This is a genomic window from Pseudescherichia sp. AS216 (assembly GCF_037152055.1).
In the GTDB taxonomy this organism is placed as follows: Bacteria; Pseudomonadota; Gammaproteobacteria; order Enterobacterales; family Enterobacteriaceae; genus Pseudescherichia.
This window is the reverse complement of record NZ_JBBCMV010000005.1, coordinates 387,840-399,810: the sequence shown is the minus strand read 5'-3', so window position 1 is coordinate 399,810 and position 11,971 is coordinate 387,840. Positions and strand designations below refer to the sequence as shown.

Here is an 11,971-nt window from a genome sequence, read left to right as displayed (position 1 = left end):
ACAAAAAAGGCGCATCCCCATGCCGAGTAGCGCCTTTTTAAACAAACACTTAACTGATTAGTATCAGTTCATGCCGTATTTTTTCAGTTTCTTACGCAGGGTACCACGGTTGATGCCCATCATCAGAGCAGCACGGGTCTGGTTACCGCGGGTGTATTGCATCACCATGTCCAACAGGGGCTGTTCAACTTCAGCCAGTACCAGCTCATACAGGTCATTCACATCCTGACCGTTCAGTTGAGCAAAATAGTTCTTCAGTGCCTGTTTCACGGAATCACGCAGGGGTTTTTGGGTTACCTGGTCCTGAGAGTTAACGGTAGAAACGGTCAGTACGTCAGAATTTACGCGTTGTTCGAACATAGTTCTGTCAGCTCTTTATTTCTAATACGCAAAATTTTCGAAGTATGCCTCCAACGCCTCCAGCTGTACGCTGGCATCCTCAATGGCGTTGAATGTGCGCCGAAACTGGTCATCTGGAGCGTGCTCCTGGAGATACCAGGAGACGTGTTTACGCGCAATTCGGTACCCTTTTGCCTGACCGTAAAAGTCGTGCAGTTCCCGAACGTGTGCGCAAAGTAAGCGCTTAACCTCTGCCAGAGGCAGGGGGGGCAGCAGCTCCCCAGAGTCCAGATAGTGCTGGATTTCCCGAAAGATCCAGGGTCTTCCCTGAGCCGCGCGACCTATCATCAGAGCATCAGCCCCTGTATAGTCGAGCACGGCTCTGGCTTTAAGCGGGTCAGTAATGTCACCATTCGCGATAACCGGAATGGAAACCTTCTGCTTAACTGCCCGAATGCTGTCGTATTCCGCGTCTCCGTTGAACAAACAGGCGCGGGTGCGTCCATGAATGGTCAGAGCCTGGATACCACAGTCTTCAGCCAGTTGGGCAATTTCTACACAGTTACGGTGCTCCGGCGACCAGCCGGTGCGAATCTTCAGCGTAACGGGAACCTCCACCGCTGCCACCACCGCCGTCAGGATCGACTTCACCAGATCGGGGTGCTGTAACAGGGCTGAACCTGCTAGCTTGCGATTCACCTTTTTAGCCGGGCAACCCATATTAATATCAATAATTTGGGCACCGCTTTCCACGTTGATACGCGCGGCTTCCGCCATCTCTTCAGGAACGCTACCGGCAATTTGCACCGTGCGGATCCCTGGCTCATCAACGTGCACCATCCGTAAACGTGATTTGTCGCTCGCCCATACCTCTGGGTTAGAGGACATCATCTCGGATACGGTTAAACCCGCTCCCATCTCGTAGCACAGCGTCCTGAATGGCCTGTCGGTGATGCCTGCCATCGGTGCTGCAATCAGGCGATTTCTGAGCTGGTGGTGTCCGATTCGCATGAGTTAAGAAATGACCATACTGTGACTGCAAGGCGGCGTATATTACGCATTTTTTTCATGAGATGAAAGGCCAAACTTTGAACAATACCCGGTTGTAGATCAATGAATCGTAAGCAATGATGAGCGCAAGAAATAAATATCATTATTAATCATGATTTTAACGTAAATCGCATTTTTTTTAACCGCTAATATTTTCCTGAAAGTTATCCGTTTTTATTGCATCTGCGACGGCGCTGACGGGATAATACGCTGTTTTTATAAGCAAAAGAGCACTTTCGAATGCGATCGTGCTCTCATTTCTGCTTATCATTTTGGCGAATTTACAAACAGAAACGTGGCCCGTAGGCCACGCTGGGGAGATTACCGTTTTTGACCGGTAATGCGACACCACTCTTCTTTTTCGACCACCGGGTCGAGCGTGAAGCGATCGGCATAGGCTTCGCACACGCTCTCGGCCTGGCTGGCCAAAATGCCCGACAGCCCTAACAGGCCACCGCTCACCGGCAGAACGCTAATCAGCGGGGCCAGCTCGCGCAGCGGACCGGCGAGAATGTTGGCGACCACCACGTCGGCCTGCATCTCGGCAGGCTGGTCCTGGGGCAGATACAGCTCCAGGCGCTCGGAGACGCCGTTGCGTTCGGCGTTGTCACGGCTGGCCTGAATGGCCTGCGGATCGATATCAATACCAATGGCCTTTGCCGCGCCCAGCTTCAGGGCAGCAATGGCCAGAATGCCGGAGCCGCAGCCAAAGTCGATCACCGTCTTGCCCACCAGATCGAGGCCGTCCAGCCACTGCAGGCACAGCGAAGTGGTTGGGTGCGTGCCGGTACCAAACGCCAGGCCTGGGTCGAGCATCACGTTAACCGCATTAGCATCCGGCACCTCGCGCCAGCTCGGGCAGATCCACAGGCGCTCGCCAAAGCGCATCGGGTGGAAGTTCTCCATCCACTCGCGCTCCCAGTCCTTGTCTTCCAGCTGCTCGATCTTGTGCGTAAAGCCACTCCCCAGCAGAGGATGTCCCTCAAGGATAGCCACCACCTCTTTCATATCGGTTTCGGCGTCAAACAGGCCGATGACATCCGTATCGCCCCACAGGCGGGTCTCGCCCGGCAGCGGCTCAAACACCGGCGTATCGTGCGTATCCTGGAAAGTAATGGAGACCGCACCGGCTTCCAGCAGGGCATCGCTCAGCTCTTCCGCATTGGCACCGGTCGTATTCAGTTTTAGTTGGATCCACGGCATGGCAAAACTCTTTATTTATCAATTGAAATAGCGTTGGCTTCCGGAGTCGGGTGACCGAAGCGGTTCCCCACTACAAACGCCAGCAAACTTAACAGCAGCGACGGTACAATCGGGTGGAACCCGAAGTACTGAATATTAAAGGTCGCTAACAGGGCGTACAGCACGCCGCCGACAATCATCGCGCTCAGCGCGCCGGCAGCATTGGCTCGCTCCCAGTACAGTCCCAGCACCAGCGGCCAGAGAAATACCGCTTCCAGTCCGCCAAAAGCCAGCAGGTTTAGCCAGATGATCATCTCCGGCGGACGCCAGGCTGCCAGCAGCAGCAGCGCCCCGAGGATCAGCGTGATCGCCGACGACATCCGTTTCAGGCGGCGTTCGTTGTGGATCTGATCCGGGCGCAGGTTCAGGTAGAGATCTTTGATGATCGTAGCGGAACTTTGCAGCAGCTGCGCGTTGATCGTCGACATGATCGCCGCCATCGGCGCAGCGAGGAAGATCCCGGCAGCAAAAGGCGGCAGCACTTTGACCATCAGGGTCGGGATCACCAGATCCGGTACCGTCAGGTCAGGGATCACCGCCCGTCCCAGCGCGCCCGCAAGATGCATCCCGAACATCAGGATCGCGACCACCACGGTGCCGATAATCATCCCCCGGTGCACCGCCTTGCTGTCCTTATAGGAGATGCAGCGCACGGCGGTATGCGGCAGGCCGATCACGCCGAAACAGACCAGCACCCAGAACGAGGTCATAAAGGTCGGGGAGAGGATATCGTTAGCGCCCTGAGGCGTCACCAGCTGCGGATCGATATGGCGTAGGGTCTCTACGGCGTTACCGAGGCCGCCTGCTGCATGCACCACGCCAATCAGCAGCACGATGGTGCCGATGAGCATCACCATGCCCTGCATGGCGTCATTAAGCACGCTGGCGCGAAAGCCACCGTAAGCCGTATACAGCGCGATGCTAATACCAAAGATCAGCAGGCCGGTTTCGTAGGGGATCCCCGCCGCCGACTCCAGCAGCCGTGCGCCACCGATGAACTGCACCGCCATAGCGCCGATAAAAGCCACCAGCAGGCTAATGCTTGCCAGCCACACCAGCAGACGGCTCCGGTAGCGGCCAAACAGCATGTCGTTAAGGGTCACCGCGTTATAGCGCCGCGCCAGAATGGCAAATTTCTTGCCCAGAATACCCAGCGACAGCCAGACCGCAGGCAGCTGGATCATCGCCAGCAGCACCCAGCCGAGGCCATATTTATACGCTGCGCCTGGGCCGCCAATAAACGAGCTGGCGCTAATATAGGTGGCGGTCAGGGTCATCGCCAGCACCACGCCGCCCATCGAGCGGCCGCCGAGAAAGTATTCGTTTAGAAACGTTCCCGTTTTGCGCTGGCGCATGGCATAGACCGACAGGCCAAACACCACCAGCAGGTAGGCAACCAGAGGCAGGATCACTTCAAGCTGCATCATCATCCTCCAGCGGGATGTCGCGATAGATAAACTTCACCATTGCCCAACACAACAGAATAAACAGCAGCGGGATCAGCAGGCAGGCCATCTCAAACCAGTGCGGCAGACCGGTAAAGCCAATCTCCGGGCCAGGTAAGTAAGCACCCGCTAACCATGCAGCCAGATAGAAAAGGGTAAGCCACAGCGCCCAGCGGGCCTCTTTGTGTGCCTGAACGAAACGTTGATCCATTATCGTTCCTCATAAACCAGCAAAGCGGGGATTGTACCCCAGGGAACTTTGCGATCCCCAGAAATAAAAAAGGGCCGGAAGATCCGGCCCTTGATGCGGCAAGCGCGCTTATTTTTCCTGAAGACCGAGCTTCTTCTCCAGATAGTGGATGTTGGTTCCACCGTGCTGGAAGTTCTCGTCGTTCATAATGCGGGTCTGCAGATCAACGTTGGTTTTGATACCGTCGATGATCAGCTCCTGCAGGGCGTTCTTCATGCGGGCAATCGCCACGTCACGGTTCTCACCGAAGCAGATCAGCTTACCGATCATGGAGTCATAGTACGGCGGTACGGTATAACCGGCGTAGATATGGGACTCCCAGCGCACACCAAAGCCGCCCGGCGCATGGAAACGGGTAATTTTCCCCGGGCTTGGCAGGAAGGTGTTCGGGTCTTCGGCGTTGATACGGCACTCGACCGCATGGCCTTTCACCACGACATCTTCCTGTTTGATGGAGAGCGGCTGACCGGCAGCAATACGCAGCTGCTCTTTGATCAGATCCACGCCGGTGATCATCTCGGTAACCGGATGCTCAACCTGGATACGGGTGTTCATCTCAATGAAGTAGAACTCGCCGTTTTCGAACAGGAACTCGAAGGTACCCGCCCCGCGGTAGCCGATATCCACGCACGCTTTCGCGCAGCGGTCGCCGATGAAGGTGCGCAGCTCTGGGGTAATACCCGGTGCCGGTGCCTCTTCAACCACTTTCTGGTGGCGGCGCTGCATAGAGCAGTCACGCTCCGCCAGATAGATAGCGTTCCCCTGACCGTCTGCCAGCACCTGAATTTCGATGTGGCGTGGGTTCTCGAGGTACTTCTCCATGTAGACCATGTCGTTATTGAAAGCGGCTTTCGCTTCCGCTTTGGTCATGGAGATGGACTGCGCCAGCTCGGCATCGCTGCGCACGACGCGCATACCGCGACCGCCGCCGCCGCCGGAGGCTTTGATGATCACCGGGTAGCCGATGCGTTTGGCATGGGCGCGGTTAGCCGCCATGTCTTCGCCCAGCGGACCGTCAGAGCCCGGTACCGTCGGTACACCCGCTTTCTTCATCGCGGTGATCGCAGACACTTTGTCACCCATCAGGCGAATGGTGTCGGCTTTCGGGCCGATGAAGACAAAGCCGGAGCGCTCAACCTGCTCGGCAAAGTTGGCGTTCTCAGAGAGGAAGCCGTAACCCGGATGGATTGCCATCGCGCCGGTGATTTCAGCGGCGCTGATGATAGCCGGGATGTTCAGATAGCTTTTTACGGACGGAGCCGGGCCAATACAGACCGTCTCATCCGCCAGAAGTACGTGTTTTAGATCGCGATCCGCAGTGGAGTGCACAGCGACGGTCTTAATGCCCAGTTCTTTACAGGCACGCAGAATACGCAGAGCAATCTCGCCACGGTTGGCGATGACAATTTTTTCCAGCATGTGCGCCTCGTTACTCGATAACGACCAGTGGCTCGTCAAATTCAACCGGTTGACCACTTTCCACCAGAATGGCTTTCACCACGCCGGACTTGTCGGCTTCGATCTGGTTCATCATTTTCATCGCTTCAACGATGCACAGGGTGTCGCCCGCGTTCACTTTCTGGCCAATTTCGATAAAGGCTTTCGCGTCCGGGCTAGGGGTGCGGTAGAAAGTCCCGACCATTGGGGAACGTACGATGTGGCCACTGATTTGCGCTGCCGCCGGTGCTTCGGCTACCGGAGCGGGGGCCGGTGCAACGGCGTTAGAGAGCGCAGGCTGCTGCATCATCGGTGCGGCATAGGCCTGCTGCATCACTGGATAGCCTGCGTTCGGTGCAGACCGACTGATGCGAACAGACTCTTCGCCTTCAGAAATTTCCAGTTCGGAGATGCCTGATTCTTCAACCAGCTCGATCAGTTTTTTAATCTTACGAATATCCATGAGTGGGTTCCGTACTCTTGTTTAGTGTGTTTGTGACAGGCGTTTAACCGCCGTCTGTAATGCGTATGAATAGCCGTCAGCGCCGAATCCACAGATGACGCCAGCAGCGATATCGGAGAGATAAGAGTGATGGCGGAACGGTTCGCGTGCATGAACGTTGCTCAGGTGGATCTCGATAAACGGGATATCCACGGCGAGCAGCGCATCGCGCAACGCTACGCTGGTGTGCGTAAACGCGGCCGGATTAATCAGGATATAGTCAATATTGTCTTTAGCCTGATGAATGCGGTCGAGTAGGACGTACTCTGCGTTCGACTGTAAATGCTCTAACCCGACGTTCAGCGCCTCCGCTTCCGCGGTTAAACGGTTAACAATTTCTGTTAACGTCAGCGTGCCGTACTTGTCTGGTTCACGCGTACCCAGCATGTTTAGGTTGGGGCCGTTTAAGAGCAAAATGTGCAACTTGTCCGCCATTGTGCTGCTATCTCCTGCAAATCTCCGGTAAAAAACAAAATATACCTTCGTTGCATGGTTGTCACGTTTTCAGCGCACGAAATGCCCTGTCGTGAAAACCAAGGTCGCACATTATAACGATTTCGTAGCATTTGGCAGCTAAATACTGGTCTTATCAGGGAAGATTATCTTACGCCCGCTGGAAAACGGGCGTAATGGCTATCAGAATTGTGGCAAACCGCACACATTACCGTACGATCGCTGCGCTATCGCCACCACTGGCGAAACTTCTTATAGCGCCAGGCAAGCAGGATAGAGGCGAGGGCGGCGTAGATAAGCGGCTGGGGCGACAGTACCTTGACCGACCACAGATAGTGAATGGGGGCGAGGATCGCGACCAGATAGACGAAATTATGCAGACGCTGCCAGTTTCGGCCCAGTTTGCGCTGTGCGGCCTGGGTAGAGGTCAGCGCCAGCGCCAGCAGAACCAGCCAGCTGACGATCCCCAGCGTCAGATAGGGGCGGGTTACCAGCTCCTGGCCCAGCAGCGCCAGGTTATTGATCCCCAGCTCCAGCAGCGAATAGCTCACCAGATGCAGCGATGCCCAGGCAAAGCACCAGAGGCCTAACAGACGCCGGGTGCGGATCAGCAGGGGTTGTTTACCATAGCGCGCCAGGGGGGTAATAAGCAGCGAGCCAAGCAGGAACTTTAGCGCCATTCTGCCGGTAAAGTGCTGGATATCCTTCGCCGGATCGGCGCTGAAGTAGCCCTGGCTGGCTGCCCAGAAGAGCCATAATAGAGGAAGCAGGCCTGCCAGGTGCAGGACTACCTTGAGCCAGACGATCTGTTTTGCCGTGATGCGCACCTAGAAGTTCTCCCGAAGGTCCATGCCGCGATAGAGCGAGGCTACCTCATCGGCATAGCCGTTGAACAGCAGGGTCGGCTGGCGCTTGACGTCGAGAATGCCGCCCGAGCCGATAAACCGCTCCGTGGCCTGCGACCAGCGCGGGTGATCGACGTGGGGGTTCACGTTAGCGAAAAAGCCGTACTCGTTAGGGGCAGAGAGGTTCCATGTGGTCGGCGGTCGATCGCGGGTCAGCGTAATGCTGACGATCGACTTAATACCCTTGAAACCGTACTTCCACGGCACGGTCAGACGCACCGGCGCACCGTTTTGCGGCGGCAGCGCTTTACCGTAGACCCCGGTCGTGAGCATAGTCAACGGGTGCATGGCCTCGTCGAGACGCAGGCCCTCTACGTAGGGATACGCCAGCCCGCCGCCAATAAAGCGGTCTTTCTGGCCAGGCATCTGCTCTGGGGCGTAGAGCGTTTTAAACGCCACATATTTTGCGTTGCTGGTGGGCTGCACCAGTTCGAGAAGCTTGTGTAGCGGAAAGCCGATCCACGGCACCACCATCGACCAGGCTTCGACGCAGCGCATCCGGTAGATACGCTCCTCCAGCGGAAAGCGTCGGGTCAGATCGTCATGATCGAGAGTGATCGGTTTAGCCACCTCACCGTCGATCTTCAGCGTCCAGGGATCGGTTTTCATGCTGCCCGCGTTGGCGGCGGGATCGGCTTTGTCGAGGCCAAACTCATAGAAGTTGTTGTAGCCCGTAACCTTATCCTCGGGGGTGAGGGGCAGGGTGCTTTGCCACTCGGCAGGCTTGCTGAATTCAAGCGGCTTACCCGCCGGGGCTTTCGGGCGATCGTTGCCTTTAAACCAGTCGAGCAGGTCGGCATGGGCAGCTGATGAGAGCGACATCGCCGTCGCGCTAATGCCCAGCGCTTTTAAAACCTGCCGACGTTGTAACATAAAAACGGACTCCGCCGTGACGTCCGCTTCCCTCAGCTTTCTCTTCTTCATTACACTCTCCGCCAGCGTCTCATACTAAGTGACTAAGACTATAAGCATGACGGAGGAGTCGCGTTAGTGCGAGCCTGTAATAAAAAATTGCCTGTCAGGCAATTTTAACCAGCGTACGCCCCTGGGCCTGGTTGTTAATAATCGCGTTAGCGAACTCCGGCGCTTGTTCAAGGCTAATTTCCGTTGCGCTCTGTTCGTAGAACGATTCGGGCAGATCCTGTGCCAGACGCGACCACGCGGCGGTACGTTTTTCAGCAGGTGTCATCACCGAGTCAACGCCCTGCAGACGCACGTTGCGCAGAATAAACGGCATCACGGTGGTCGGCAGCGCAAAGCCGCCCGCCAGGCCACAGGCCGCCACGCAGCCACCGTAGTTCATCTGGGCCAGCACCTTAGCCAGCACCTTATCGCCTACGGTATCCACCGCACCGGCCCAGAGCTGTTTCTCCAGCGGGCGGCTCTCGGCAAACTCGTCGCGGCCCAGAATACGGCTGGCTCCAAGACCCTTGAGGTAGTTATGGGTGCTTTCCCGACCAGAGACCGCCGCGACCTGGTAGCCGAGCTTGTGCAGCAGAGCGACCGCCGTGCTGCCCACGCCGCCACTGGCGCCGGTAACCACAATTTCGCCGTCGGCAGGACGTATGCCCGCCTCTTCCAGCGCCATCACGCAGAGCATTGCGGTAAAGCCCGCCGTGCCGATGATCATCGCCTTACGGCCGTCCAGCCCCTGCGGCAGCGCCACCAGCCAGTCGCCGTTGACCCGAGCCCGCTGTGACAGGCCGCCCCAGTGGTTCTCCCCAACGCCCCAGCCGGTCAGCAGCACCTGCTGACCAACGTGAAAGCGCGGATCCTCGCTGGCATGAACCGTACCCGCAAAGTCGATACCCGGAATCATCGGAAAGTTACGGATAATTTTACCCTTGCCGGTGATTGCCAGCGCATCCTTATAGTTCAGACTGGACCAGGCAATATCCACCGTCACATTACCTTGCGGCAGCTGGCTATCGGCAATATCCTGCACCGAGGCGAGCGTGTTTCCATCCTGCTGTTCTAAAATCAAGGCCTGCATATCTCTTCTCCGGTTGCTTGATGATTGGCAAAAAATTTCTGAAGACTATACTCGCTAATTAAAACGCTATGCCGATTTAACGCAATAAATTGCCAGATGACCCGGTACAGGCGTCAGCTCTTAACCCACGGAGTTAACACACGGATGCGCTTAACGACGAAATTCTCGGCTTTTGTCACTCTGCTAACCGGGCTGGCAATCTTTGTCACGCTTCTGGGGTGCTCGTTCAGCTTTTACCGCGCCATTGAGCAGAAAGTTGCCGAGCGCGTGGAGTCGGTTGCGGCGGTAATCGACACGCGGCTGATTTTGCAGCCGCCTTCGGCGCTTGCGGTCCAGCTGGATGAGCTGATGGTGCCTGTTGATATCGTGCGCGTGGTGGTAAAGCAGGGGGAGCATATCCTGCTCGATCATGTGCGCAGCGGCAGCTACCGTCCCGCAGGCAGCAGCGATCTGCATCGCGAACGCCTTGTCCCCTCGATTAAGAACCCAGGAACGAGCATCCTGCTGGTTTATCAGGATCCGATGGCCAACTACTTTCACTCGGTCATCACCACCGTACCGCTGACGTTCGCCGTTGGCTTTATGGTCATTATTATCTTTCTGGCGGTACGCTGGCAGCGCCGTCAGCTGGCGGGCCAGGAGCTGCTGGAGAGCCGGGCCACCCGGATCCTCAACGGCGAGCGCGGCCAGCGGGTGCGGGGCAGCATCCATGAGTGGCCCGCCCGGGCCAGCAGCGCGCTCGATCTACTGCTGACCGAGATCCATTTCGCTGGCGAGCAGCGCAGCCGTATGGATACGCTGATCCGCTCCTATGCCGCTCAGGACACCAAAACCGGGCTCAACAACCGACTCTTTTTTGATAACCAGCTGGCGACGCTGCTGGAGGATCAGGAGAAGGTTGGGTCGCACGGGGTGGTGATGATGATCCGCCTGCCGGACTTTGATCTGCTGCGGGACAGCTGGGGGGCCGCGGCCACCGAGGAGCACTTCTTTATTCTAATCAACCTGCTCTCAACCTTCATTATGCGTTACCCCGGTGCGCTGCTGGCCCGCTACCACCGCAGCGACTTTGCGGTGCTGCTCTCCCACCGCACGCTTAAAGAGTCTGAAAGTATCGCCGCGCAGCTGCTGAAGTCTGTGGACGTTCTGCCGCCGTCAAAGATGCTCGACCGGGAAGATATGATGCACATCGGCATCTGCGCCTGGCGCAGCGGGCAGACCACAAGGCAGGTGATGGAGCATGCCGAGGCGGCGACGCGTACCGCCGTGTTGCAGGGGGCGAACAGCTGGGCAGTTTACGATGACAGCCTGCCGGAGAAGGGGCGCGGCAACGTGCGCTGGCGAACGCTGATCGAGCAGATGCTTAGCCGGGGCGGGCCGCGCCTGTACCATAAGCCAGCCATCAACCGCGACGGCAGCGTCCACCACCGCGAGCTGATGTGCCGTCTCTTTGATGGCGAACAGGAGGTGATCTCCGCCGAGTATATGCCAATGGTGTTACAGTTCGGCCTCTCGGAGGAGTATGACCGGCAGCTCATTACCCGGCTGGTGACGTTTCTGGGCTTCTGGCCACAGGAGACGCTGGCTTTACAGATCACCGTGGAGTCGCTCATTCGCCCTCGGTTCCAGCGCTGGCTGCGGGATACGCTGATGCAATGTGAAAAATCGAAGCGAAAACGCATTATTTTTGAACTTGCAGAGGCAGATGTTTGTCAACACATCAGTCGGTTACAACCGGTGGTACGTCTGATTAATGCTTTAGGTGCCCGCGTTGCCGTTACTCAGGCAGGTCTGACGCTGGTCAGCACCAGCTGGATCAAGGCGCTGGACGCCGAGCTGTTAAAGCTGCACCCAAGCCTGGTGCGCAACATTGAGAAGCGCACCGAGAACCAGCTGCTGGTACAGAGTCTGGTTGAGACCTGCAAAGGCACGCAGACCCGTGTCTTCGCCACCGGTCTTCGCTCCAGAGGCGAATGGCAGACGCTAATTGAGCGTGGTGTAGCAGGCGGGCAGGGGGATTTCTTTGCCGCATCAGAACCACTTGATGCAAGCGTGAAAAAATATTCACAAAGATACTCGGTTTGACCTGCCGTTTAATGTGTTTTCACGTAGAATAACGCGCGCTGTATCGCCTGGGGGTGTGCATGTCTGCCTGCCGGTCCGAATAGCGTAAGACAGTGAACGTCCTTTGATGCGTTACAAAATGATGAGGCGAGGAGCGCTGCTATACCGTGGAGTCCTGAAGGAGTCAGGCCAATTTGTAACAGAGGAAACGAACTGCACTAATTTTCACCGTAGCAGATGATTTTTGCGCCTTGTCGCTGCTGCGTGTGGTTGGTAAAGTAAGCGGATTTT

Annotated in this window: 12 protein-coding genes; 1 reads left to right on the top strand and 11 read right to left on the bottom strand. The window is 56.8% G+C overall.

All coding sequences use genetic code 11. From position 1 onward, the window contains the following. Positions 1-63: 63 nt before the first annotated feature. From fis to acuI, 11 genes are all read right to left on the bottom strand, one after another. Positions 64-360 (bottom strand): DNA-binding transcriptional regulator Fis, encoded by a 297-nt coding sequence (gene fis, locus WFN61_RS16875; RefSeq protein WP_000462905.1) that lies wholly within the window; start codon positions 358-360, stop codon positions 64-66. A gap of 21 nt (positions 361-381) precedes the next feature. Then, positions 382-1,350 (bottom strand): tRNA dihydrouridine synthase DusB, encoded by a 969-nt coding sequence (gene dusB, locus WFN61_RS16870; protein WP_042389979.1) that lies wholly within the window; start codon positions 1,348-1,350, stop codon positions 382-384. A 360-nt stretch (positions 1,351-1,710) separates the two neighbouring features. After that, positions 1,711-2,592, bottom strand: a complete 882-nt coding sequence (gene prmA, locus WFN61_RS16865; protein ID WP_337038970.1) for a 50S ribosomal protein L11 methyltransferase — start codon at positions 2,590-2,592, stop codon at positions 1,711-1,713. An 11-nt stretch (positions 2,593-2,603) separates the two neighbouring features. Then, positions 2,604-4,055, bottom strand: coding sequence for a sodium/pantothenate symporter (gene panF, locus WFN61_RS16860; protein ID WP_337038974.1), 1,452 nt, complete (start codon positions 4,053-4,055; stop codon positions 2,604-2,606). After that, positions 4,045-4,287, bottom strand: a complete 243-nt coding sequence (locus WFN61_RS16855) for a YhdT family protein (protein WP_312176496.1) — start codon at positions 4,285-4,287, stop codon at positions 4,045-4,047. The genes panF and WFN61_RS16855 overlap by 11 nt, the downstream gene beginning before the upstream one ends. A 108-nt stretch (positions 4,288-4,395) precedes the next feature. Beyond that, on the bottom strand, positions 4,396-5,745 hold the full coding sequence (gene accC / locus WFN61_RS16850; protein ID WP_144817429.1) for an acetyl-CoA carboxylase biotin carboxylase subunit: 1,350 nt from the start codon (positions 5,743-5,745) through the stop codon (positions 4,396-4,398). 10 nt (positions 5,746-5,755) lie between these two features. Continuing rightward, entirely contained in the window at positions 5,756-6,226 is a 471-nt protein-coding gene (gene accB / locus WFN61_RS16845; protein WP_042389989.1) for an acetyl-CoA carboxylase biotin carboxyl carrier protein, read from the bottom strand. Between the two features lie 21 nt (positions 6,227-6,247). After that, positions 6,248-6,700, bottom strand: a complete 453-nt coding sequence (gene aroQ / locus WFN61_RS16840) for a type II 3-dehydroquinate dehydratase (protein WP_103821398.1) — start codon at positions 6,698-6,700, stop codon at positions 6,248-6,250. A 245-nt stretch (positions 6,701-6,945) separates the two neighbouring features. Then, the gene (msrQ, locus tag WFN61_RS16835; RefSeq protein WP_144817430.1) at positions 6,946-7,545 is read right to left on the bottom strand and encodes a protein-methionine-sulfoxide reductase heme-binding subunit MsrQ; all 600 of its coding nucleotides are present in this window, start codon (positions 7,543-7,545) and stop codon (positions 6,946-6,948) included. Beyond that, entirely contained in the window at positions 7,546-8,547 is a 1,002-nt protein-coding gene (gene msrP, locus WFN61_RS16830; protein ID WP_312235433.1) for a protein-methionine-sulfoxide reductase catalytic subunit MsrP, read from the bottom strand. It abuts the gene before it with no gap. 94 nt (positions 8,548-8,641) lie between these two features. Beyond that, positions 8,642-9,616 carry an acrylyl-CoA reductase (NADPH) gene (gene acuI, locus WFN61_RS16825; protein WP_144817432.1) on the bottom strand — a complete coding sequence of 325 codons (975 nt, stop codon included), beginning with the start codon at positions 9,614-9,616 and terminating at the stop codon, positions 8,642-8,644. A 144-nt stretch (positions 9,617-9,760) separates the two neighbouring features. On the opposite strand from acuI, the gene csrD reads away from it, so the two are divergent. After that, positions 9,761-11,701 carry an RNase E specificity factor CsrD gene (csrD, locus tag WFN61_RS16820; protein ID WP_337038969.1) on the top strand — a complete coding sequence of 647 codons (1,941 nt, stop codon included), beginning with the start codon at positions 9,761-9,763 and terminating at the stop codon, positions 11,699-11,701. Positions 11,702-11,971: the final 270 nt, after the last annotated feature.